Annotated in this window: 24 protein-coding genes and 1 tRNA gene; 11 read left to right on the forward strand and 14 right to left on the reverse strand. The window is 74.6% G+C overall.

The window, feature by feature from the left end:
• Positions 1–195: 195 nt before the first annotated feature.
• From ACIOFR_RS18795 to ACIOFR_RS18805, 3 genes are all read left to right on the forward strand, one after another.
• The gene (locus ACIOFR_RS18795; RefSeq protein WP_400998418.1) at positions 196–2,625 is read left to right on the forward strand and encodes an Ig-like domain-containing protein; all 2,430 of its coding nucleotides are present in this window, start codon (positions 196–198) and stop codon (positions 2,623–2,625) included.
• 194 nt (positions 2,626–2,819) lie between these two features.
• Positions 2,820–4,052 (forward strand): SPFH domain-containing protein, encoded by a 1,233-nt coding sequence (locus ACIOFR_RS18800; RefSeq protein ID WP_400998420.1) that lies wholly within the window; start codon positions 2,820–2,822, stop codon positions 4,050–4,052.
• A complete protein-coding gene (locus ACIOFR_RS18805; protein WP_400998422.1) occupies positions 4,049–4,957 on the forward strand; it encodes a C40 family peptidase in 909 nt (302 codons plus the stop codon). Before ACIOFR_RS18800 ends, ACIOFR_RS18805 begins: the two co-directional genes overlap by 4 nt.
• Before the next feature lie 57 nt (positions 4,958–5,014).
• Here the strand turns inward: ACIOFR_RS18805 and ACIOFR_RS18810 are convergent, their stop codons facing one another.
• Complete coding sequence (locus tag ACIOFR_RS18810) at positions 5,015–5,980, reverse strand: aldo/keto reductase (RefSeq protein WP_400998426.1); 966 nt, start codon at positions 5,978–5,980, stop codon at positions 5,015–5,017.
• 163 nt (positions 5,981–6,143) lie between these two features.
• Here ACIOFR_RS18810 and ACIOFR_RS18815 point away from each other — a divergent pair, with 163 nt between their 5' ends.
• Together ACIOFR_RS18815 and ACIOFR_RS18820 are read left to right on the forward strand one after the other, a co-directional pair.
• The gene (locus ACIOFR_RS18815; RefSeq protein WP_400998427.1) at positions 6,144–6,347 is read left to right on the forward strand and encodes a hypothetical protein; all 204 of its coding nucleotides are present in this window, start codon (positions 6,144–6,146) and stop codon (positions 6,345–6,347) included.
• A gap of 139 nt (positions 6,348–6,486) precedes the next feature.
• Positions 6,487–7,377, forward strand: a complete 891-nt coding sequence (locus tag ACIOFR_RS18820) for a tyrosine-protein phosphatase (RefSeq protein WP_400998429.1) — start codon at positions 6,487–6,489, stop codon at positions 7,375–7,377.
• 66 nt (positions 7,378–7,443) lie between these two features.
• Here the strand turns inward: ACIOFR_RS18820 and ACIOFR_RS18825 are convergent, their stop codons facing one another.
• The 8 genes from ACIOFR_RS18825 to ACIOFR_RS18860 form a co-directional block, all read right to left on the reverse strand.
• On the reverse strand, positions 7,444–8,376 hold the full coding sequence (locus ACIOFR_RS18825; RefSeq protein WP_400998432.1) for an RNA polymerase sigma factor SigF: 933 nt from the start codon (positions 8,374–8,376) through the stop codon (positions 7,444–7,446).
• Positions 8,377–8,544: 168 nt separating this feature from the next.
• Positions 8,545–9,435 (reverse strand): RNA polymerase sigma factor SigF, encoded by an 891-nt coding sequence (locus ACIOFR_RS18830; RefSeq protein WP_400998435.1) that lies wholly within the window; start codon positions 9,433–9,435, stop codon positions 8,545–8,547.
• Positions 9,436–9,725: 290 nt separating this feature from the next.
• On the reverse strand, positions 9,726–10,019 hold the full coding sequence (locus ACIOFR_RS18835; RefSeq protein WP_400998438.1) for a Dabb family protein: 294 nt from the start codon (positions 10,017–10,019) through the stop codon (positions 9,726–9,728).
• Positions 10,020–10,080: 61 nt separating this feature from the next.
• Positions 10,081–10,245, reverse strand: coding sequence for a hypothetical protein (locus tag ACIOFR_RS18840; protein ID WP_350641138.1), 165 nt, complete (start codon positions 10,243–10,245; stop codon positions 10,081–10,083).
• Between the two features lie 532 nt (positions 10,246–10,777).
• Positions 10,778–10,864: transfer RNA gene (locus ACIOFR_RS18845), tRNA-Ser, on the reverse strand.
• Positions 10,865–10,966: 102 nt separating this feature from the next.
• Positions 10,967–11,482, reverse strand: coding sequence for a tRNA adenosine(34) deaminase TadA (gene tadA / locus ACIOFR_RS18850; protein WP_400998441.1), 516 nt, complete (start codon positions 11,480–11,482; stop codon positions 10,967–10,969).
• A 50-nt stretch (positions 11,483–11,532) separates the two neighbouring features.
• Entirely contained in the window at positions 11,533–12,042 is a 510-nt protein-coding gene (locus tag ACIOFR_RS18855; protein ID WP_400998444.1) for a hypothetical protein, read from the reverse strand.
• A gap of 255 nt (positions 12,043–12,297) precedes the next feature.
• Entirely contained in the window at positions 12,298–12,501 is a 204-nt protein-coding gene (locus tag ACIOFR_RS18860) for a hypothetical protein (RefSeq protein WP_371498119.1), read from the reverse strand.
• A 174-nt stretch (positions 12,502–12,675) separates the two neighbouring features.
• Here ACIOFR_RS18860 and upp point away from each other — a divergent pair, with 174 nt between their 5' ends.
• The gene (gene upp, locus ACIOFR_RS18865; protein ID WP_371498117.1) at positions 12,676–13,311 is read left to right on the forward strand and encodes a uracil phosphoribosyltransferase; all 636 of its coding nucleotides are present in this window, start codon (positions 12,676–12,678) and stop codon (positions 13,309–13,311) included.
• A 91-nt stretch (positions 13,312–13,402) separates the two neighbouring features.
• Here upp and ACIOFR_RS18870 read toward each other — a convergent pair whose 3' ends face one another.
• Positions 13,403–14,086: a LytR C-terminal domain-containing protein gene (locus tag ACIOFR_RS18870; protein ID WP_400998448.1), complete on the reverse strand. Its 684-nt coding sequence runs from the start codon at positions 14,084–14,086 to the stop codon at positions 13,403–13,405.
• Positions 14,087–14,351: 265 nt separating this feature from the next.
• Positions 14,352–14,648 (reverse strand): type II toxin-antitoxin system VapB family antitoxin, encoded by a 297-nt coding sequence (locus ACIOFR_RS18875; protein ID WP_014136828.1) that lies wholly within the window; start codon positions 14,646–14,648, stop codon positions 14,352–14,354.
• A 158-nt stretch (positions 14,649–14,806) separates the two neighbouring features.
• Between ACIOFR_RS18875 and ACIOFR_RS18880 the strand changes: the two genes are divergently transcribed.
• The gene (locus tag ACIOFR_RS18880) at positions 14,807–16,498 is read left to right on the forward strand and encodes a helicase HerA-like domain-containing protein (RefSeq protein ID WP_400998450.1); all 1,692 of its coding nucleotides are present in this window, start codon (positions 14,807–14,809) and stop codon (positions 16,496–16,498) included.
• A gap of 2 nt (positions 16,499–16,500) precedes the next feature.
• Here ACIOFR_RS18880 and ACIOFR_RS18885 read toward each other — a convergent pair whose 3' ends face one another.
• Positions 16,501–17,664, reverse strand: a complete 1,164-nt coding sequence (locus tag ACIOFR_RS18885) for a hypothetical protein (protein WP_400998452.1) — start codon at positions 17,662–17,664, stop codon at positions 16,501–16,503.
• 91 nt (positions 17,665–17,755) lie between these two features.
• Between ACIOFR_RS18885 and ACIOFR_RS18890 the strand changes: the two genes are divergently transcribed.
• Together ACIOFR_RS18890 and ACIOFR_RS18895 are read left to right on the forward strand one after the other, a co-directional pair.
• Positions 17,756–18,604 carry an alpha/beta hydrolase gene (locus tag ACIOFR_RS18890; RefSeq protein ID WP_400998454.1) on the forward strand — a complete coding sequence of 283 codons (849 nt, stop codon included), beginning with the start codon at positions 17,756–17,758 and terminating at the stop codon, positions 18,602–18,604.
• 68 nt (positions 18,605–18,672) lie between these two features.
• Positions 18,673–19,194 (forward strand): YbhB/YbcL family Raf kinase inhibitor-like protein, encoded by a 522-nt coding sequence (locus ACIOFR_RS18895; protein ID WP_400998456.1) that lies wholly within the window; start codon positions 18,673–18,675, stop codon positions 19,192–19,194.
• A gap of 60 nt (positions 19,195–19,254) precedes the next feature.
• Here ACIOFR_RS18895 and ACIOFR_RS18900 read toward each other — a convergent pair whose 3' ends face one another.
• A complete protein-coding gene (locus ACIOFR_RS18900; RefSeq protein WP_400998458.1) occupies positions 19,255–19,749 on the reverse strand; it encodes an FBP domain-containing protein in 495 nt (164 codons plus the stop codon).
• A gap of 107 nt (positions 19,750–19,856) precedes the next feature.
• Here ACIOFR_RS18900 and ACIOFR_RS18905 point away from each other — a divergent pair, with 107 nt between their 5' ends.
• Positions 19,857–20,078: a KTSC domain-containing protein gene (locus tag ACIOFR_RS18905; protein WP_400998461.1), complete on the forward strand. Its 222-nt coding sequence runs from the start codon at positions 19,857–19,859 to the stop codon at positions 20,076–20,078.
• Here ACIOFR_RS18905 and ACIOFR_RS18910 read toward each other — a convergent pair.
• Positions 20,062–20,676: an HhH-GPD-type base excision DNA repair protein gene (locus ACIOFR_RS18910; protein ID WP_400998463.1), complete on the reverse strand. Its 615-nt coding sequence runs from the start codon at positions 20,674–20,676 to the stop codon at positions 20,062–20,064. The two genes, ACIOFR_RS18905 and ACIOFR_RS18910, sit on opposite strands and share 17 nt — an antisense overlap.
• Before the next feature lie 155 nt (positions 20,677–20,831).
• Between ACIOFR_RS18910 and ACIOFR_RS18915 the strand changes: the two genes are divergently transcribed.
• A complete protein-coding gene (locus ACIOFR_RS18915) occupies positions 20,832–21,359 on the forward strand; it encodes a SixA phosphatase family protein (RefSeq protein WP_400998466.1) in 528 nt (175 codons plus the stop codon).
• Positions 21,360–21,485: the final 126 nt, after the last annotated feature.

The following is a 21,485-nucleotide window of genomic DNA, read 5'->3' on the forward strand; positions in this document are numbered from 1 at the left end:
GCCCAGCAGTCACCCGGGACGTGGTCGGCGGAGCACCGCGCGGTGCTCCCCTCGGGCCTGGCCGTCCAGTTGGATTTCACCCCCCTCCCCGGAGTCGGCGCCACCGCCGCGCCCGGAAAACTCGCGGAAGGCGCCGGTGCGGACGCTTCCTTTACGGACGGATTGCGGGCCGGCGATCCGGCCGAGATGTTTGTGGTGGCCGAGAAACGCCCCCGGGCGGACGGCTCCTGGCGCACCCTGGGCACCCTGCAGGTCACCTTCTCCCGCGTCGTCCGCAACCCGCGGCTCCACCTCAGCGGGCTGGCGGCCCTGACCACCGGCGCCGTCGGCAGCACCGGGACGGCGACCCGGCTGACCGTCACCGGAGGCTCCCCGGCCGCCCCCGGCCTGGTCGGCCGCACCGGCTGGCCCGGCTGGACGGTCGACGCCGGCGAGCTCACCCCCACCGGCGACGGCGCGAACGACGGCTCCGCCGCCGGTGCCGGAACGCTCGAACTGGCCGGCACCCTCGGTACCGCCACGCTGCGGGTGGAACAGCGCAGCACCGTCCGGGACGGCGCCGGGGTGAGCCCCGCCGCACTGAGCCTGGCCAGCACCGTCACCGTGGACGAGGGCCTGGGCACGGCACCGCAGGGCTACGGCAACGCCTCCCACGTGATCTCCGACCTCTTCCTCGGGCAGGACGCGGCGGGGGGTTCCGTCCGCGCCCGCCCCGGACTCACCGCGACGGTGGCGCAACCGCTGGTCCCCGGGGAGCAGCCGGCCCGGCCGCTGCCGTTCGAACAGGAGCGGGCCGACCGGCCGGCCGTCGAGCTGGACCGCGGCGCCGGAGTGCGCAGCGCCTGGGCCAGCAGCCCGGCGCCGCCGCAGTACCAGCCCGGCCGCAGCGAGTACCCGGGCGCCGATCCGACGCTCGCCTTCCCGGCGGAGGCCGCGGTCGGCCGCTACTACGGCCTGACGGTGCCGGTCGGCCCCGGCGGGGGACCGGCCGTCCTGGCCGGCTGGATCGACTTCGACCACAACGGCCGGTTCGACCCGCTGGAGCGGGTGCAGGCCGACGTCCCTGCCGGCAGTGGTACGGCGGCGCTGGAGTGGACGGTCCCCGGCGTCGCCGCCTCCGGGGACACCTGGGCCCGGCTGCGGATCGCCCGCAACGGCGCTCAGCTGGTCCTGCCGGACGGCTTCGCGGACTCGGGGGAGGTGGTCGACCAGCGGGTACGGATCGCGGTCGGCGCGGCCCCTGCCGAGATCTCCCGCCCGGTGGCCGGAACGACCACCGCCGATCCGCGGCCGGAGGTCCGCGGCGAGGGGGCCGTCCAGGGCGCCACCGTGGCCGTGCTGGAGGGGGAGGCCGAGCTCTGCCGCACCACGGTGGGCCCCGACGGCGGCTGGTCCTGCCGTCCGGGCAGCCCGCTCGGTCCCGGCCCGCACACCCTGACGCCGGTCGAGACCACCGGGGGCGGTCTGGTGCTGCGCGGCACCGGGGTCGGGATCGTGGTCAAGACCGCGCCGCCCGCGGCGCCCGTGTTCACCGTGCCCGAGTTCACCAACGACCCCGGCCTGTTGCTCACCGGCACCGGCGAACCCCACAGCACCGTCTCGGTGGCCCTCGCCGACCGGCCCGGCGGGGCCGGTGCCGCGAACGAGCTGTGCAGCACCGAGGTGGGCGCCGGCCGGGAGTGGTCCTGCCTGCCGGTGGAGAACCTGCCGGACGGGGAGCACCGGCTCGGTGCCACCGCCGTCGACCGGGCCGGCAACCGCACCGACGGCCGCCCGGTCACCCTGACCGTCGACACCGTCGCGCCCGGCCGCCCGCAGCTCGCCTCCCCCGCCGCCGGCGAGACCCTCCCGACCGCCCGGCCCCGGCTGTCCGGCCGGGCGGAAGCCGGGACGACGGTCACCGTCACGGCCCGCGCGGCCGGCGGAGAACGGGTCACCGTGTGCAGCGCGGTGGCCGGCGCGGACTCCGCCTGGAGCTGCACGGCCTCGCGTGACCTGCCACCGGGTGCGCAGCGGCTGCTCGCCACGGCCACCGACCGGGCCGGGAACGGCACGACGGGGGAGGAGGTGGCGGTGACGGTCGCCCCGGCGGCGTCGGCGGCCGCTTCGTCCTCGCCGTCGTCCTCGCCCTCGGCCTCGCCGTCGGTGGTGTCCTCGGCCGCCGGCCCGGCGACGGTACCGGCGGGTGCGGAGCCCGTTCTCGCGCCTCCGGTGCCCGGTCTGCTGCCGATCGCCGTACCGCCGGCCCCGCTCCCGGTCGCGAGCGTGCCGTCCGACGCGGCTCCCGCCACGCCTCCCGCCGCGCCGTCCCCAGTGCCTCCCGCGGCGTCGTCGGCCGCTCCTTCGGCCACGCCGGGCGCCGGTCGGAGCGCATCCCCGCCGCCGTCCCCGTCGCTCACCTCGTCCGGCGGCGGTCGCACGCTCGCGGCGCCCCCCGCGGCTGCCGATGCCGCGTCCACCACCGTGCGGGCCGTGCCCGGCGACGACGCGCCCACGGCGGCCCGGGACGCGCCCGTGACGGGCTGGCGCCGGGCGGGTGTCGGCGTCCTGCTGATCCTGCTGGGGCTCGGTCTGGTGACCCGTCGGGTGTACGGCCGCGGCAGTGGGGCACGCCGTCGGCACTGACTGGATGTCGGGTTTCGCCGGCCCGTTCCCGCAGGTCAGGTCGGGCGGCCCGGCGGACGGCGGGTCAGAAATCAAGAAACACGCCGTATCGAAATGTCGCATTTGACTACTTATCTGCCTAGGCTGGATTTCGGCACTGCCCGTCAGATCCGGGCCGCCCGTTGCGCGACACAGCCGACCCCGAGGATCCGTGCATGGACGTCACCCGCGACCCTTCGCCGGGAACCACCCCCAACCCCTACGACCCGAGGGAGATCCCCCCGGGGGCCACCCAGCTGGGTCGCGCCGTGGCCAGGGCCGCGGCGAAGCCGCTGATCAAGGCGGCACTGTTCGCCCCGGACGAGCTGGACGACGGCCCGCCCACCCGCCGCTTCCGACCCGTCGGCCAGCACCCCGCGGCCCCGGTGCCCGCCCCGGCCCCGGTACCCCTCCCGGACACCCCGGCGGTGCGCCGGCCCCCGCGGGTCGACCAGGCGCTGCGCGAGCGGTCCGCCCGGACGGCCCCCGGCTGGATCGCGGTGCTCGCCGTGCTGGCCGGCGCGGCCGCCCTCGCGCTGGCCCTGGGCCGGGCGGGCATCCTCCCCCACCTCGCAGCCCTCCCCGACCTCCGCAGTGCCGCCGTCCGCGCCGCCCGGGTCCCGGTCGTGACGGAACGGGAGATCGGCATCGCCGCCGGCGCCAGCGCGCTGATCCTGATCGCGCTGGCCGGCCTGATGACCAACGCGGGCGGCGAGACCCGGGTGCTCTCCCGCTGGGGCCGCTACCGCGGCACCGTCCGCCGGACCGGGCTGCTGTGGGTCAACCCGCTGCTGCGCCGTCACCTGGTGGACGTCCGGCTGCGGCACTGGCGCGGCGACCCGATCCAGGTGACCGACCGGACCGGCACGCCGATCGTGGTCCGGCTGCTGGTCGTGTGGCGGGTCAAGGACACCGCACGGGCCGTGCTGGGCGTCGACGAGCACGAGACCTACCTGCGCGAGCAGGTCCAGGCCGTGCTGACCCGGACGGCCACCGCGCTGCCCTGCGACGCCAACGCGGGGCCCGGCCCGGCCCTGCGGGACGGCCAGTGGTTCTCGGACGAACTGACCAGGGCGCTGGCCGCCGAGGCCGCACCCGCGGGCCTGGAGGTCTACTCCGTCCAGCCGCTGGCGCTGGACTACGCACCCGAGGTGACCGAGTCGATGCGCCGGCGCAGGCTGGCCGAGCTCGACGCGGGCCTGCGGACCGTCCTGGTGGACGACGCCGTCGAGGCCGCCGCCCTGGCCGTCCGCCGCCTGGAACGGGCCACCTCGCACCAACTCGACCAGGCCGCCCGCAGTGCCCTGATGGAGCACCTGCTGGTCGCCTTCGTCACCCCGGCCGGGGTGACCGCCGCGGTCCCCGCTCCGGCCGTCCGTCCGACCCGCAGGGAAGGGAAACCGGCATGACCACCGGTCAGATATCCACCGACCCGGGCGTACTCCGCTTCGAGGAGTCCGCCGCCGGCTGCCGCTGCCGGTACTGCGCCCACGCCGCGCGGCCGCGGCCGGCCCGCGCGGCCCCGGACGGCGGCCGGACGCACCGGATCGTCCGCGGCGCCTGCCTGGCCACCACCGTGCTGGCGGGCGCCGGAGTGATCGGGCTCGGCCTCGGGGTGAGCGCGGCGCACGCGGCGCCCCAGGTCCGCCAGCCGGGCTGGGACGGCTCCCGCTACTGGTTCCGCAACGCGGCCGGCGAGTGGCGCTGGACCAGCCACTACAGCGTGTACCAGAGCCGCACCGGCACGCTCCGCACCCCCGCGCCGGCCGCCCCCGCCCCCGGCGGCAGTACGGCCCTGGGCATCCGCCAGGGCTGGGACGGTTCGCGGTACTGGTTCCGCAACGCGGCCGGCGAGTGGCGCTGGACCGCCCACCTGGACGTCTACCTGGACCGCACCGGCGGCGCCCGCCCGGCCCCCGCGCCGGCCGCACCCGCCGCGGCCACGACCGCGGGCCGCACCGAGGCCGCCGTGGCCTACGCGCTGGCGCAGCTGGGCCGCCCGTACCTCTGGGGCGGCAACGGCCCCGGCGGGTACGACTGCTCGGGGCTGGTCCAGCAGGCCTACCGCCGCGCGGGGATCGGCCTCCCCCGGGTCGCCGACGACCAGTACCGCGCCGTCACCCCGGTCGAACCGGACCGGCTGCACCGCGGGGACCTGCTGTTCTGGTCGGACGACGGCAGCGTCTCCGGGATCCACCACGTCGGGATCTACCTCGGTGACGGGACGTTCGTCGAGGCCGCCCGGCCCGGGACGAGCGTGCGGATCTCGCGCGTCAGCGCCGGGTACCGCCCGACCTTCACCGGCCGCCCGTGACCGGCCTGCGGGGCGCCGCGGACCGGTCGCGGCTCCCCGCAGGCCCGGGCCACCGGGTCAGGCCGAGGCCTCGTCCAGCAGCTTCAGCTCCTCGTCGCTGAGCCTCAGCCCGGCCGCCGCCAGCAGCGGCGGGAGCTGTTCGACGGTGCGGGCGCTGGCGATCGGCGCGGCCACCGTCGGCCGGGAGGCCAGCCAGGCCAGGGCGACGGTCGCGGGCTCCACCCGGTGGGCGCCGGCGACCAGGTCCAGCGCGCCGAGCACCCGCGGGCCGCGCGGGTCGTCCAGGTAGCGGGCGGCGCCCTGGGCCCGGGCGCTGGGTACGGCGGCGCCGCCCGGCCGGTACTTCCCGGTGAGGAACCCGGAGGCCAGCGCGTAGTAGGGCACCGCCGAGAGGCCGTACTCCGCCACCACGTCGCTCAGCGGGCCCTCGTAGGTGGCCCGGGAGACCAGGTTGTAGTGCGGCTGCACCGCGACGTAGCCGGCCAGCCCCTCGCGGGCGGCGAAGCGCAGCGAGTCGGCCAGCCGGTCCGGCCCGATGTTGGAGGCGGCGACCTCGCGGACCTTGCCCTCGCGGACCAGCTGGTCCAGCGTGGTGACGATCTCCTCGACCGGCGTCGTCAGGTCGTCCCGGTGGGTGTAGAGGAGGTCGATCCGCTCGATGCCGAGCCGCCGCAGCGACTCCTCGGCGCCCCGCTTGATCGTCGCCGCCGCCAGCCCGGCCAGCTCGGGGTGCGAGCCGACCTTGGTGGCCACCACCACGTCGTCCCGGTTGCCCCGGCTGCGCAGCCAGGTGCCGATCACGGTCTCCGACTCGCCGCCGGTGTTGCCCGGGACCCAGGCCGAGTAGACGTCGGCCGTGTCGACGAAGTTGCCGCCCGCGGCCGCGTAGGCGTCGAGCACGGCGAAGGACGCGGCCTCGTCCGCCGTCCAGCCGAAGACGTTGCCACCGAGGGAGAGCGGCGAGACGGCCAGGTCGGAGGTGCCGAGGGTCACACGTGGGGTGTCACTTCGGGAAGCGGTCATGCTCCGAGTCAACCCGATGCCGCCGGGAGCGATTCCCCGGCCCCGGGGGAGTTCACGAGCTTGTCGTACGGGTGTTGCAAGAGGTGAGAGCTCCGTGGAGATGGCCGCCCCGGGACGGGTCCGGGGTGTCGGCCGGGCGTCGGCATTGGCTAGAGTCCGTGCCATGGCTGACAACGACTACGACCCCGCCGGCAGCACCCAGATGTTCCGGGCGTTCGTCGACGAGGCCCCGGCCCCGCAGGCCCCGGGCTCCGTCACCACCTACGGCAACGCCGGCGGTGGCTCCAGCAAGACCGGCATGATGATCGTGGGTGCCGTGCTGGCCCTCGTGGTCGTGGCCGGCGTGATCTGGCTCGCCGTCAAGTAACCGGCACGTCAGCGCTGCTGCGCCGTCCCTCCGGCGGGAGCCCGCTACGGGCGCCCGCCGGGGGTGGACGCCGCCCCGGTGTCCCTAGACTGAACGGGTCCTACGACTCTCGTACGCCCGTGCCTCTGGAGGACGTCCCGTGACGCAGCAGCCCACCGAGACCGCACGCAGCCTCGGCCTGACGGGCGCGGTCAACGCGCGTGACCTCGGGGGCTACCGGACCGCGGACGGCCGGACGCTGCGGCACGGCGTCGCGCTGCGCGCCGACTCCCTCAGCCGGCTCACCGAGGACGACCTGGATGCGCTGGCCGCGCACGGCCTGCGCCGGGTGGTCGACCTGCGCAGCCTGGTCGAGGTCCGCGAGGCGGGCCCGGACCGGATTCCCGGCCTGCCCACCGCCGAGCTCACCAGGGCCGAACTCTCCGACACCCCGGTCACCGTCGAGCCCGTCGAGCCGTCCGGGATCGCGCTGCACCACCTGCCGATCTTCGCCGCCGACTTCGACATCTACGTCGCGCTGCGCAACGCCCTGGCCGACCGGGACGCCGCCAAGCAGCGCGCCCTGCTCGGCGACGGCAAGGCCGCCGGGATGATGACCGGCCTCTACCGCTGGTTCGTCACCGACCCGGTGGCCCGGGACCGCTTCGCCACCGTGGTCCGGCTGCTGGCCGCGCCCGCCGGCCCGCCGCTGATCTTCCACTGCTCGGCCGGCAAGGACCGCACCGGCTGGACGGCCGCGCTGGTCCTGACCGCGCTCGGGGTCGACCGCGACACCGTCTTCGACGACTACCTGCTCACCAACGAGCGCTCCGCCGCACTGATCGAGCAGATCATGGACAGCTTCGGCACCCGCGGCCTGATGAAGGAGCCGGCCCTGCTGCTGCCGGTCTTCCTCGCCGAGCGCGCCTACCTGGAGGCCGCGTTCGCCGAGGTCGAGGCCGGCTGGCCGTCGTTCGAGGCGTTCTGGCGGGACGGCCTCGGGCTGGACGACGAGGTGCTCGACGGGCTCCGCGCCAACCTGCTGGTCTGACCGCCCGCTGCGCAGCCGACGGCGGCGGGCCGCGGGGGTAGCCCGCCGAGGCCCGTCACGGCCGTCTCAGGACTCCGTGATCAGCCCGTCGCGCAGTTGGGCCAGGGTCTTCGTCAGCAGCCGGGAGACGTGCATCTGCGAGATGCCGATCTCCTCGCCGATCTGGGACTGCGTCAGGTTCCCGAAGAAGCGCAGCATGATGATCCGCCGCTCGCGGGGCGGGAGCTTGGCGAGCAGCGGCTTGAGCGACTCGCGGTACTCCACGCCCTCCAGGGCGAGGTCCTCGTACCCGAGTCGGTCGGCCAGCGGGCCCTCGCCGTTGTCGTCCTCGCCGGGGCTGGAGTCCAGGGAGCTGGCGGTGTAGGCGTTCCCGACCGCGAGGCCCTCGACCACGTCGTCGTCGCTGACGCCGAGGAAGGCGGCCAGCTCGGGCACGGTGGGGGACCGGTCCAGCTTCTGGGAGAGCTCGTCGCCCGCCTTGGTGAGCGCGAGCCGCAGCTCCTGGAGCCGCCGCGGCACCCGGACCGACCAGCTGGTGTCCCGGAAGAAGCGCTTGATCTCGCCGACCACGGTGGGCATCGCGAAGGTCGGGAACTCCACCCCGCGGTCCGGGTCGAACCGGTCGATCGCCTTGATCAGGCCGATCGTGCCGACCTGGACGATGTCCTCCATCGGCTCGTTGCGGCTGCGGAAGCGCGCGGAGGCGTACCTGACCAGCGGCAGGTTGAGCTCGATGAGGGTGTCCCGGACGTAGGTGTGCTCCTCGCTCCCGGCGTCCAGGGTGGCCAGCCGGCGGAACAGCGAACGGGAGAGCGTGCGGGTGTCCAGCGTCCGGTCGGCGAGCTCGATCCCGGGCGGCGCGGCGGCCGGCTCCGCGGCGGCGGCCTCCGCGGGCCCGGCCGGCCCGGCGGGCACGACGACGACCGCCCCGACCGCCCCCTGCCCCGGGATCCCCTCGGCGACTGCCTCGACGACTGCACTGGCCGGCTTTCCGGACACGCACCCACCCCCTCGTGACTGACTGTTCAACGGGCACCACCAGACAGTGGTTCCCGGATGAGTTCGTCCCCCACCTCAATACCGGCACACTGTCCCCGGCAAACCCGAATGTCGCAAGATGTCACTCCGTGGTAACACGGTGCGACCCGGAGTCGCCGTCGCCCGTGCTCACTCCTCCCAGGAGTTCCCGGTCCGCAGCCGGGTCAGGATCCGGGCCAGCAGCCGCGAGACGTGCATCTGGGACATCCCGAGCTCGGTGGAGATCTGGGACTGCGTCAGGTTGGCGAAGAAGCGCAGCATGATGATCCGCCGTTCCCGCTCGGGCAGCTGGACCAGCAGGTGCCGGACCATGTCCCGGTGCTCGACATCGGCCAGCGCGGAGTCCTCGTAGCCGAGCCGGTCCAGCAGGGCCAGGCCGCCCTCGTGCTCCTGGGCGGCCTCCAGCGAGGCCGCGTTGTAGGCCCGGCCGGCGTCCAAGCAGGCCCGGACGTCCTCCTCCGGGATCCGCAGGTTGGCGGCGATCTCCGGCACCTTGGGGGCCCGTCCGTGCACCACGGTGAGCTCCTCCATGGCGCCGCTGACCTGGACCCACAGCTCCTGGAGCCGGCGTGGCACGTGCATGGTGCGGACGTTGTCGCGGAAGTAGCGCTTGATCTCGCCCAGGATGGTCGGCAGGGCGTAGGTGGGGAACTGCACGCCGCGGTCCGGGTCGAACCGGTCGATCGCGTTGATCAGGCCGATCGTGCCGACCTGGACGATGTCCTCCATCGGCTCGTTGCGGCTGCGGAAGCGGGTCGCGGCGTAGCGGACGAGGGGGATGTTGACCTCGATCAGGGCGGCCCGCACCCGGGCCCGCTCCGACGCGTCCGGCGGCAGTTCGGCCATCCGCTCGAAGAGCACCCGGGTCAGCGTGCGGACGTCCACCGCGCTGCCGCGCGCACCCGGTCGGCGGTCCCTCGGCTCCTCGGCCGCGTCCCGCTCGGCCCCGGCCTCCGGCTCGGCCCGGACCTCGTCGTCCTGGCCGGCCTCCGGCGTCCCGTCCTGTGTCCGTACGGACACCTGCACCCCTCCCAATGTCGGCACCGCGTGATCCGGGCTGTCGGCCTGCAGCCCGGCGTTGACCGGGCGCCTCGGCGCTGCTCGGGGTTCGCTCACCACCTCGCCATTTCCGGCAAAACCGGTCATAGCATCACAAGTCGTTCGCAGTGCGGGCAAGTACCGGATCTAGGCGTGTTGGTTGACGGTGCGGCGAACGGCGGAATGTGCATCGGCCCCCCGCCCGGGATCGGGGCGGGGGGCCGCAAGGGTTGTACGTGTGCGACGGCCGGACCGCTGGGCCGGCGGGTCGCTCAGACCTCGATGTCGGCGATCACCCAGGTGGCGAACTCGCGCCACTGCGCGGCCGCGGCCTGGTGGGCCGGGTGGCCGAGGTAGGCCTGCAGCGCGTCCCGGTCCTCGACCAGGCTGTTGATCGCGTAGTCGTGCGCGATGTCGCGGTCCGTGGTGTTCCAGCCGCACTCCCACTCGCGCAGCTCGGGGACGAGCGAGCCGAGCCCGTCGAACGCCTCGGCGCCCGCGACCGCGCGCGCGTCGTCCTTGGAGACGCCGTCGTTGAGCTTGAACAGGACCAGGTGCCGGATCACGATGCCGCTCCTAGCAGTGAGGGTGAACGAACCCCGTCACGGTAGCCGCCCGGGCGGCCCGCTATTTCACCAGCCCGGTCATGAAGGTCCCGACCGCCTTGGCCGCGTCCGAGATGCCGACGAACCCCGACTGGACCAGTTCGGCGGCGCGGGTGGGGGAGGTGATGATCGTGTAGATCACGAAGATCAGCAGCAGGTACATCCCGACTTTCTTCGCCTGAGCCATCGAACGGGCCTGCCTCCCTCGTACAGGGCGCCGTCCCGGTCCCCGGGCGCCCTCTCTCCAGGGCCGCAGCTTATCCACCGGACGGGCTATCGGGTGAGCGCCGCGTTCACCCTCCGGGACGAAGGTCCCCGCGAGTGAGGGCTTTCTCCGGATGCCCGGGCGCGGCCCGGACGGCAGGATGGGTGATGTACCGAGGATCTGGCAGGAATCCCCGGTGCATGGAACCGGAGTTTCCCCGCTGTGGGACCGGGCGCCGCGGCTTCCCCCCGACGCGGCACCGGTTGTGGGATCTCCGCAGGGGGGAGCGGCCGGTCCCCCCGAAGGCCGCTCCCCCCTTCCGACGGCCCGTGCGGTCGAAGGGCCCCGCACTCCCCGGTCCCCGGCAGGGTGGTCGTCGACCGGACGGAGTGCGGGGCCGTTCCGCGTCCGGGACGCCGTGGGTGGTCGACGACCCGGGTGGTCGCGGTGATGGAGCGACGACGAAGGGCCCGAGCTGTGATCAGCTCGGGCCCTTCGTTCGTCCTGCTCAGAGCGGTAGCGGTGGGATTCGAACCCACGGTGAAGTTGCCCCCACACACGCTTTCGAGGCGTGCTCCTTTGGCCGCTCGGACACGCTACCGAGGGAGACTCTACCGGACGGTCCGGGCGGGGACGAAATCCGTTCCCGTGCCGGGCCACCGCCGGGCCGACGCGGGGATCGGCGCGGGGATCGGCGCGGGGATCAGCGCTGGGTGTCGAAGAACGCCCGGAGCTGGGCTCCGCACTCCTCGGCCAGCACGCCGCCGATCACCTCGGGCCGGTGGTTGAGCCGGCGGTCGCGCATCACGTCGAAGAGCGAGCCGGCCGCGCCCGCCTTCTCGTCGAGGGCGCCGTAGACCACCCGGTCGATCCGGGACAGCACGATCGCGCCCGCGCACATCGTGCACGGCTCCAGCGTGACGACCAGGGTGCAGCCGCTCAGCCGCCACTCGCCGAGGGCGGCGGCGGCCTGGCGGACGGCGACCACCTCGGCGTGGGCCGTCGGGTCGCCGACGGCCTCGCGCTCGTTGTGGCCGCGGCCGAGGACCGCGCCGTCCCGCCCCAGCACGAGCGCCCCGACCGGTACGTCGCCGCTGGCCGTCGCCAGGGCGGCCTCCTCGATGGCGAGGCGCATCCGGGCGTTCCAGCGATCGCGTACCGGGTCGGGGCGGACGGGTGTCGGGAGCGGGGCGAGCCGGGGGGTCGGTGCGGGCTGCATGGACCCAGTGTCGGGCACCGGGTCCGGGCGGCGGGCCACCGGGCCGTCCGCTAGCGGACGGCCTCCAGGATCTCGCCGCAGCCGATCGCCTCGGCGATCTCGGCGAGCGCCTCGCCGGGCACCGCGCCCTCGCCGGCCAGGTCGTTGAGCTCGGTGGCGCCGAGGCCGTACTCGGCCAGCAGCTCGGAGTCGCCGAGCGGGCCGACCGGGACGCCACCGGGGCCGACGGCTCCGGCGCTCTCGTCGTCGCCGTCCTGGTCGCCGCCGGCGGCGTCCTCGTCGTCCAGGTCGGCCACCAGGTCGTCCAGGTCGTCGAAGTCGTCACCGGTCTGCTCGACCAGCTCGTCGGTGAGGATCGCCCCGTAGGAGCTGCGGGCCGCCGCGGCGCCGTCGGAGACGAAGATCCGGGGGTCCTCCTCCCCGTCCACCCGCAGGACGGCGAACCAGGCGTCCTCCTGCTCGATGAAGACCAGCACCGTGTCGTCGTCCTCGGCGGCCTCCCGGGCGAGGTCCACCAGGTCGGTGAGGGCTTCTACGTTGTCGAGTTCGGTCTCGCTCACATCCCACCCGGCACCGGTGCGAGCAAGCACTGCAGCGAAGTACGCCACCAGGGACACTCCCAAGATTGGTCTCGGCTGTCGGCGATCTCGGGCGAACGCGGTCTGGCCGCCCCCGCGCCAGAGGCGGTCCGCTGTTCGGACCGTCCCACCGCATCGTGACAGAAAGCCCGCCGCTGCGGGGGGTGTTCTGCAGCGCGTCTTTGCAGGTCGTGTCGGAATGGCTGGCCGGCGGCCGACGGAACGGCCGGTGGGCCGTCAGATCCGGAAGGTTCGCATCCGCATCGCCTCGCGCAGGCGGCGCTCCTTGGTACGGCGCGGCTGCACCCGCGCCCGTAGCTCGCGCGCCTCGGTGAGCTCGCGAAGGAACACGGCCCGCCGTCTACGGCGGTCCGCGGGGGTCTCGGGCACGGGCTGGGACTCGTCTGTCGAGCCGGGCCCGGCGTCCGGGTTGCTCTTCATACGCTCCGACGTTCCCAGAAATGTCCGCTTGATACCACGGGAAAGGTCTCGGTTCGGTCAGGTACCCCGATCGGTGGCGCGTCGCAGCCGTCCCGGCGGTCACTCCGTACCGTCGGGCCACGCCCGTTTCGCGGCGAGTCGTACCCATGTGCTGCCGGACGTTACGGTTGGCACATGCGTCTCCATGTCGTCGACCACCCGCTGGTGGCCCACAAGCTCTCCACTCTGCGCGACGAGCGCACCGACTCGCCGACCTTCCGCAGGCTGACCGACGAGCTGGTGACCCTGCTCGCGTACGAGGCCACCCGGGACGTCCGGACCGACCAGGTGGAGATCACCACCCCGGTCGCCGTCACCACCGGTACCCGGCTGAGTTACCCGCGTCCGCTGGTGGTGCCGATCCTGCGGGCCGGCCTCGGCATGCTGGACGGTATGACCCGGCTGCTGCCGACCGCCGAGGTCGGCTTCCTGGGCATGGTGCGCAACGAGGAGACCCTGGAGGCCTCCACCTACGCCACCCGGATGCCGGACGACCTCTCCGGGCGTCAGGTCTACGTCCTCGACCCGATGCTGGCCACCGGCGGCACCCTGATCGCGGCGATCCGGATGCTGCTGGAGCGCGGTGCCACCGACGTCACCGCCGTGGTGCTGCTGGCCGCGCCCGAGGGCGTCGCGCTGATGGAGAAGGAGCTGGTGGGGACGCCGGTCACGGTGGTCACCGCCGCGCTGGACGAGCGCCTCAACGAGCACGGGTACATCGTCCCCGGCCTCGGGGACGCCGGCGACCGCCTCTACGGCACGGCCGGCTGACCGGCGCCCGCGCCGCACACCGCACGACGGCCCGGTGTGCTCCCCGAGCGGGGAGCACACCGGGCCGTCGCGTGTGAAGGGGTGGAACCGGTCAGCAGCTGCCCGGCCCGGAGGCGCTCGGCGAGGGCTTGATCGCGGCGGCCAGCGCGGCGGCGGCCTGGGTCGGGTCGAGCATCGCGGTGTAGGCGTCGCCGATCACCAGGTCGACGGTGGCGTCCGCCCGGGTGTCGGCCGTGGTGGTCGCGCCGGCGACCTGCGAGCCGACCAGGGTGGCGCCGCCGATACCGGCCGGGCCGCTGATCACCTGCACGGTGCCGGGCACCTTCTTGTCGAGCGCGGTCGGCGCGTTGCCGACCGCGCCCACGGTGAACCCGCGGGCCTTCAGCTCGTCCGCGGTCCGCGCGGCCAGACCGCTCTTCCCGGTGGCGTTGTACACGTTCACCGTGACGGCCTGCGGCTGCGGGACGGCGGTGCTGGTGGCGGCCGGTGCGCCGGGGGCGGCCGGGGCCGCGGGCGAGCCCGCGCCGGCCGCCGGGCTGCTCCCGGGTTCGGGTGCGGCCAGCGGTTTGCCGGAGGCCGCGGGCGAGGCGCAGGCCTGGGCCGTGGCCTTGCCGCCCCTGCCGGTGAAGATCTCCACCAGCTGGACCCCGCCCAGCGCGATCAGCGCCAGGGCGAGCAGCGATCCGATCAGCGCCAGGACGCGGCGGCTCCTGCGGGGCGGGCGGCCCAGGCGAGGGTACGAGTTACCGGTGACCCGGTACTGCTTCCCCTTCAAACCTTGGGGAGTCAACATGCTCACGGTCTGTCTCCCCCTTGTGCCGGGGCGGGGTTCGGTGACGGTACGGCCGTCCGGTGCGGGTGCGGCGGGAACGCCGACTGGTGCGAGGCCGTAGTCAGCAGACTAAGGCCCGACCGGTCGCATATGTACTAAATGATCATCATCTGGAGTACGACGGCACTCGAAAGGATGTACCGGGGGTGGGACGGCCCACCTCCGGCGGGTGACCTGCGATCTTGCGATCCGGGAACGGAGACGGCGGTCAGTCCATCTCCAGCACGCGGGCGTGCAGCACCTGACGCTGCTGCAGGGCGGCCCGGACCGCCCGGTGCAGACCGTCCTCCAGGTAGAGGTCGCCGCGCCACTTCACCACGTGGGCGAAGAGGTCCCCGTAGAACGTCGAATCCTCGGCCAGGAGCGTTTCCAGGTCCAGCTGGCCCTTGGTGGTCACCAGCTGGTCCAGCCGCACCGGGCGCGGCGCGACGTCCGCCCACTGGCGGGTGCTGGTCCGGCCGTGATCCGGGTACGGCCGTCCGTTGCCGATGCGCTTGAAGATCACACGGAAAGCCTACCGTCCAGGGCGTCGCGGGCGCAGCAGGCGGGGCCTGACCTGCGGGTCGAACACTCCGGCGTTTTGATGGTGAATGCCGGAATATCCCGTCTTGTGACGCCTCATGACCTCTCAGGACACCTCGCCCCGCGTTGGGAGCCAGCCCGATGACCTCCGCCCAGCCATCGTCCGAGCAGCCGTCCCCGCCGACATCCGGGCAGCCGTCCGAGCAGCCGTCGGAGCCGACCTCGGGGCCGGCGTCATCACCCGGGTCGGAGCCGCCGGACGCCGTCCGGGAGATCGCCGCGGGGTACGCCTTCACCGGGCCGGCGCTCGACCTGGGCGCCGTGGTGCGGGACGGCGAGACCTGGCCGCGGGCGCAGGTGCGGATCCCGCTCGGGGTGCTGAACCGGCACGGCCTGGTGGCGGGGGCCACCGGCACGGGCAAGACCAAGACCCTCCAGCTGATCGCCGAACAGCTCTCGGAGCAGGGGGTCCCCGTCTTCCTGGCCGACATCAAGGGGGACGTCTCCGGGATCTCCGTGCCCGGCACCCCGAACGACCGGATCACGGCCCGGGCCGCCGAGGTCGGCCAGGACTGGACGCCGCAGGGCTGCCCGGCCGAGTTCTACGCGCTGGGCGGCCAGGGCACCGGCATCCCCGTCCGGGCGACGGTGACCAGCTTCGGGCCGCTGCTGCTGGCCAAGGTGCTGGAGCTGAACGAGACCCAGGAGGCCTCGCTCGGACTGGTCTTCCACTACGCGGACCGCAGCGGCCTGGAGCTGTACGACCTCAAGGACCTCACGGCGGTCATCTCCTTCCTCACCTCGCCCGAGGGCAAGGCCGAACTCAAGGGGATCGGCGGGCTGTCGGCCGCCACCGCCGGCGTCATCCTGCGCTCGCTGACGGTGCTGGACAACGAGGGCGCGGGGGCGTTCTTCGGCGAGCCGGAGTTCGACACGGCGGAGCTGCTGCGGACCGCCGCGGACGGGCGGGGGACCGTCTCGGTGCTGGAGCTGCCCGCGGTGCAGGACCGGCCGCGGCTGTTCTCCACCTTCCTGATGTGGCTGCTGGCCGACCTCTACCAGGAACTGCCGGAGGTCGGCGACCTCGACCGGCCGAAGCTGGTGTTCTTCTTCGACGAGGCGCACCTGCTGTTCAGGGGCGCGTCCAGGTCCTTCCTGGAGTCGATCACCCAGACCGTCCGGCTGATCCGCTCCAAGGGGGTCGGGATCTTCTTCGTCACCCAGACGCCCAAGGACGTGCCCGCCGACGTGCTGGCGCAGCTGGGCAACCGGGTGCAGCACGCCCTGCGGGCCTTCACCCCGGACGACGCCAAGGCGTTGAAGGCGACCGTCTCGACCTTCCCGAAGTCCGGCTACGACCTGACGGAGGTGCTCACCCAGCTGGGTACCGGCGAGGCGGTGGTGACGGTGCTCTCCGAGAAGGGGGCTCCGACGCCGGTGGCCGCGACCCGGCTGCGGTCGCCGCGGTCGCTGATGGGGCCGGTGGCCGAGCCCGGGCTGCGCGCGGCGGTGGAGGCCTCGCCGCTGGCCGCGCGCTACCGGGACGCGATCGACCGGGAGTCCGCCTACGAGAAGCTGACCGCGCGTCCGGCGGCGGCCCCCGCGGCGGAGCCGGAGACCGCGTCGCGGCCGCGGGAGGCGGAACGCGAGCGGCCCCGGCGGGAGGAGCGGGAGCGGGAGGAGCGGGAGCGGGAGGAACGGGAGGAGCCGGGCGGTGTGCTGGGCTCGCTGCTGAGCAGCCCGGCGCTGAAGTCCTTCGCCCGCTCGGCCGGGACCCAGCTCGGGCGGGAGATCACCCGCAGTCTGTTCGGCACCTCGCGCCGGCGGCGCTGAGGTCAGCGCAGCGCGGCACCGATCCGGTCCATCGAGGACAGCCGCATCAGGCCGTAGTGGTAGAACTCGACCTCGGGGACGCCGAGGCCGCGCAGGACCTCGATCTTCGCCGCGAGGTTGTCCGGTCCGTCGCAGTCCGAGGCCATCGGGCGCAGGATGACGGCCATCTCCTGCGGGCGCACGCCGTGCAGGGCGAAGGCGGCGACCTTCTCGCGGACGGCCTCCGGGGTCCGGGCGTAGCCCAGGGTCTCGATCTGGTGGGCGGCCCCGGCCAGGGCGGGTAGGTCGATGCCGGAGAGCCAGCCCTTGCCGGGGCCCGCGCCGTCCATGAAGGTGAGCCGCATGCCGTGCCGGCCGGCGGCCTCGGCGACCTCGGCCGCGAGCGAGGTGACGGTGCGGGTGGCGGCGTCCAGGTAGGCCGCGAGGGCGCCGCCGGCCAGGGTGTCCAGGGCTGCCGGTTCGGCGGCGCGGCGTTCGTCGGCGAGGCGGGCCCGGATTTCGTCGCGCACGGTGGCGCGGACCTCGTCCGCCGGAACGCCGGCCGCAGTCGCCCCGGCCCGGCAGTGGTCGCAGAAGCAGAGGCCGAGCAGCGCCTCGGCGGTCGGGCCGAGGTCCTCGAAGTAGCGCTCGTGGTGGTGGCCGTGGCGCAGCCCGTGGAAGTGCAGCGACTCGGCGCGGATCGCGTCGACGCCGTACCGGGCGAGCTCCTCGACCAGGGTGGTGGCGTACTTGCGGACCTCGGGGTTGGCGGGGCAGAGCTCGGTGCGGTACCGGTCGCCGAAGGCGTTGGCGGGGGCGCAGTCGGGGTGCTCGAAGCCGAGCCGGTCGTTGTGGCAGAAGACCGTCCAGGCGTGCAGTTTCAGGCCGCGGCGGCGGGCCTGTTCGGCGGCCACGGCGAACGGGTCGCCCTCGCCGATGGCGGTGGACGGGCGGGGGGCGAGCCGACGGCCCGCCCAGCGGGCGGGGTCGGGCCGGAAGTAGGCGGCGCCCGGTTCCAGGTACCGGACCACCCGGCGCGGGTTGTGCGGGAAGACGTCGCGGGCCTCGTGGTAGACCGAGGCCAGGGTCACCCCGCCGACGCCGGCCCGCTCGGTAAGGTTGCCGAAGAAGGCGTCGGGTCCCTCGTCCAGCAGATCGGTGGCGAAGGCGAGGACGGACGACTCCATGGGGCGGCTCCGGAGCAGGGCGGTACGCGGGGGTCTCCCACGCTAGCCGGGGCGCCCGGTATTGGTCTATACCTGATGGCAGGGAGCGGCGATGTCACCCGTCTACCGGCAGTTCGACCGGGCGCAGCTGGATGTGGAGTACTCGCCGAGCAGCCGGGTCGCCGACCTGGCCGCCGAGCTGGCCGCGTACACCGACGGCAGCGCCGCCGCGCACGCCGCCCGGAAGGTCCGCCGGGACCTGCGCTACGGCGCGCAGCCGCCGGAACTGCTCGACTTCTTCCCCGCCGCCGCGCCCGGGGCACCGCTGCACGTCTTCGTGCACGGCGGCTACTGGCAGGAGCTGGACAAGTCCGACTCGGCCTTCGCCGCGCCGGACTTCCTCGACCGCGGCACCGCCTTCGCGGCGGTGGGCTACGGGCTGGCGCCGGCCTGGCCGCTGGACGAGATCGTGGCGCAGGTCCGCCGGGCGGTGCGCTGGCTGCTCGCGAACGCGGAGCGGCTCGGCGTCGACCCCGGGCGGGTGTACCTCAGCGGCAGTTCGGCCGGTGCGCACCTGGCCGCGATGGCCCTGCTCGACCCGGAGCGCGGCACCCCGCACCCGATCGCCGGGGCCGTGCTGCTCAGCGGCGTCTACGACCTGGAGCCGATCGCCCTCAGCTACGTCAACGACGCCCTGGGGCTGGACGCCGGGGCGGCCCGCCGCAACAGCCCGCTGCACCTGCCGCTCGCCGGACTGCCGCCGCTGGTGATCGCCCGCGGTGAGCACGAGACCGACGAGTTCGCCCGCCAGCAGGACGAGTTCGCCGCGGCGGCGCACGCCGCCGGGGTGCCGGTGCGGATCCTGGTGGCGGCCGGGCGCAACCACTTCGACCTGCCGCTGGACCTCGGCCGCCGGGACAGCGAACTCGGGGCGGCGGTCGCGGAGCGGTTCGGGTCCTGAGCGGGGCCCGGGATCCATAGACTGCCCCGGCAAGCAACCCGCCCCGACGTCCAGGAGAGGGACGCCCCATGACGGTCCGTCCGCCGATTCCGTACGACTTCCTGCCGAAGGTGCCGTCCTTCGAGCTGACCAGCAGTGACCTCGTCGACGGCGCCACCATGCCCGACGAGCACGTCCACGGCGGCGGGAACCTGTCGCCGCAGCTGTCCTGGTCGGGGTTTCCGGCCGGGACGCGGAGCTTCGCCGTCACCTGCTTCGACCCGGACGCGCCCACCGGCAGCGGCTGGTGGCACTGGCTGGCGGTCAACCTGCCCGCCGACACCACCGAGCTGGCGCGCGGTGCCGGCTCCTCCGATGCCGACCTGCCCGGCGGCGCGTCCTTCCACGTCCGCAACGACTTCCCCGGCCACCAGTACGACGGCGCGGCGCCGCCGCCCGGGCCGGCCCACCGCTACCTCTTCGCGGTGCACGCCCTGGACGTGCCGGTGCTGGACGTGAAGGCGGACACGCCGGCGGCTGCGGTCGGCTTCAACCTGGCCTTCCACGCGGTGGGCCGGGCACTGCTCACGGTCGAGTACCAGGCGGGCTGACCGCCGTCCGCGAGCCCCCCGCGCGGGGGGCTCGCGGCGGACCGGCCCCGCCCCCGGGGCTCAGGCCAGGACCTTGGCCAGGAAGGCGTCCAGGTTGCCGACCGTCCGCTCGATCTGCTCGTCCAGGGTCAGCGACTCCTCCGGGCGGCTGACCGCGGCGGACCTCTTCAGCCCGCGGACGTAGAGCGAGCAGGCCAGGTCGGCGCAGACGTAGTTGCCGACCGTGTTGCCCTCGCGCCCGGCGGCACCGGCCCGGCGCGCGGTGAGCAGGGCGACCCCGCTGCCGGCGTGTGTGGTGATGCACAGCGAGCAGATGTTGCTCTTGGCGAGGCTGCGACGGACCGACGGGACCCGCAGGGTGACGCCGACCGGGGCGCCGTCCCGCTCGACGACCAGGTAGCCGCGGTCGGGGGCGCCGGGGTCGCGCCAGCCGAGGAAGTCCAGGTCCGTCCAGGGCAGCTCGGACAGGCCCCGGGGCAGGCTGAGCCGGCGCGCCTCGCCCTTGGAACAGTTGACGAAGGACGCGCGGATCTCGCTCTCGGACAGTTCTCGCATGGTTCGCACGCTAGCGACGCGGTCGTCCGGTGTCTCCCGGTTTTCCCCCGCCTCCGCCCGGCCCGCTCCCGGTGGCGGGCCGGCGGCGGGGTGGGCAGGGTGGGGGCGTGGAGCGGGTGCCGCTGGAGTCCTCCTGCGTCCGGTCGGCCGGGTACGACGCCGCCGGGCGGCGGCTGGAGGTCGAGTACACCGGCGGGTCGGTCTACCACTACCTGGCCGTGCCGGCCGAGGAGTACGCCGGGCTGCTGGCCGCCGAGAGCCACGGGACGTACCTCAACCGGGAGATCAAGGGCCGGTACGCCTACCGCAGGGTCAGTCCGTCCCGGTGACCTCGGCGCTCTTGGCGGCCTTCGCGGCCTTGGCCGCCTGCTTGGCCTCCTGCTTGTGGGCGCGCACCTTGACCAGGGACTCCGGGCCGGTGATGTCCGCGACCGAGCGGAAGCCGCCCTCCTCGCCGTACGGGCCGGCCGCCTCCCGCCAGCCCCGGGGGCGGACCCCGAACTGCTTGCCCAGCAGGGCGAGGAAGATCTGCGACTTCTGCTTGCCGTAGCCGGGCAGGGCGGTCAGCCGGGCGAGCAGCGCCCGGCCGTCCGGTGCGTCCCGCCAGACCGCCTCGGCGTCCCCGTCGTAGTGCTCGACGAGGTACTGGCACAGCTGCTGCACCCGCTTGGCCATCGATCCCGGGTAGCGGTGCACGGCGGGCTTGCGGGCGAACAGCTCCGCGAACTCCTCGGGGTCCATCGCCGCGATCCGGTGCGCGTCCAGGTCGTCCGCGCCGAGGCGGTCCGCGACGGTGCGGGGGCCGGCGAAGGCGTGCTCCATCGGGACCTGCTGGTCCAGCAGCATCCCCACGAGGGCGGCCAGCGGGCTGCGGCCGAGCAGTTCGTCGGCCTCGGGCTGCTGGGCGAGTCGAAGTTTCACGGCCATGGCGGGGCGGCTCCGATCCGTGTCCGGGCAGGGACTCCCCATGCTCCCAGCTCGGCGTGGCGGGCCCGGGGCGCAACACGCGCGCGGCACGGCGTGCGGGGCACGGCGGCGCGTGGGACTCCCGTCAGGGCTCACGGAGGCGCACACTTGACCTCATGACGGCTGCTGCCCACCCCGCCCGGCTGATCGTCCTGCGGCACGCCAAGGCCGCCTGGCCCGACGTGCCGGACCACGAACGCCCCCTCGCCCCGCGCGGCCGGGCGGACGCCCCGGCGGCCGGCCGCTGGCTGCGGGACTGCGGACGCGCACCCGACCTGGTGATCTGCTCACCCGCCCGGCGCACCCGGGAGACCTGGGAACTGGCCGCCGCCGAGCTCGGCGGCGACCCCGAGGTGGTGTACGACCCCCGGGCCTACCGCGGTGAGGCCGAGGACCTGCTCGACCTGCTCCGCAAGGTGCCGGAGTCCCGGCGGACCGTGCTGCTGGTGGGGCACCGCCCGGCCGTCCGGGACCTGGTGCTGCTGGTGGCGGTGGAGCGGACCGACGAGCCGTCCTCACGGGTGCGGGAGAAGTACCCGACCTCGGCCGCGGCGGTGCTCGCGCTGCCCGGGACCTGGGCCCAACTCGGGCCGGGCGGTGCCCTGCTGACGGCGTTCGCGGTCCCGCGCGGCGGGGCCGGGTGACGGGGTGAGCGGCCGGGGGGGGGGGGGGGGGGGGCCCCGCCCCCCCGCGGCGGGGCGGGGGCGCCCCCCCCCCCCCCCCGCGCGCCCCCCCCCCCGCCCCCCCCCCCCCCCCCGCCCCCGCCGCCC

Source organism: Kitasatospora sp. NPDC088346, assembly GCF_044740765.1.
In the GTDB taxonomy this organism is placed as follows: Bacteria; Actinomycetota; Actinomycetes; order Streptomycetales; family Streptomycetaceae; genus Kitasatospora.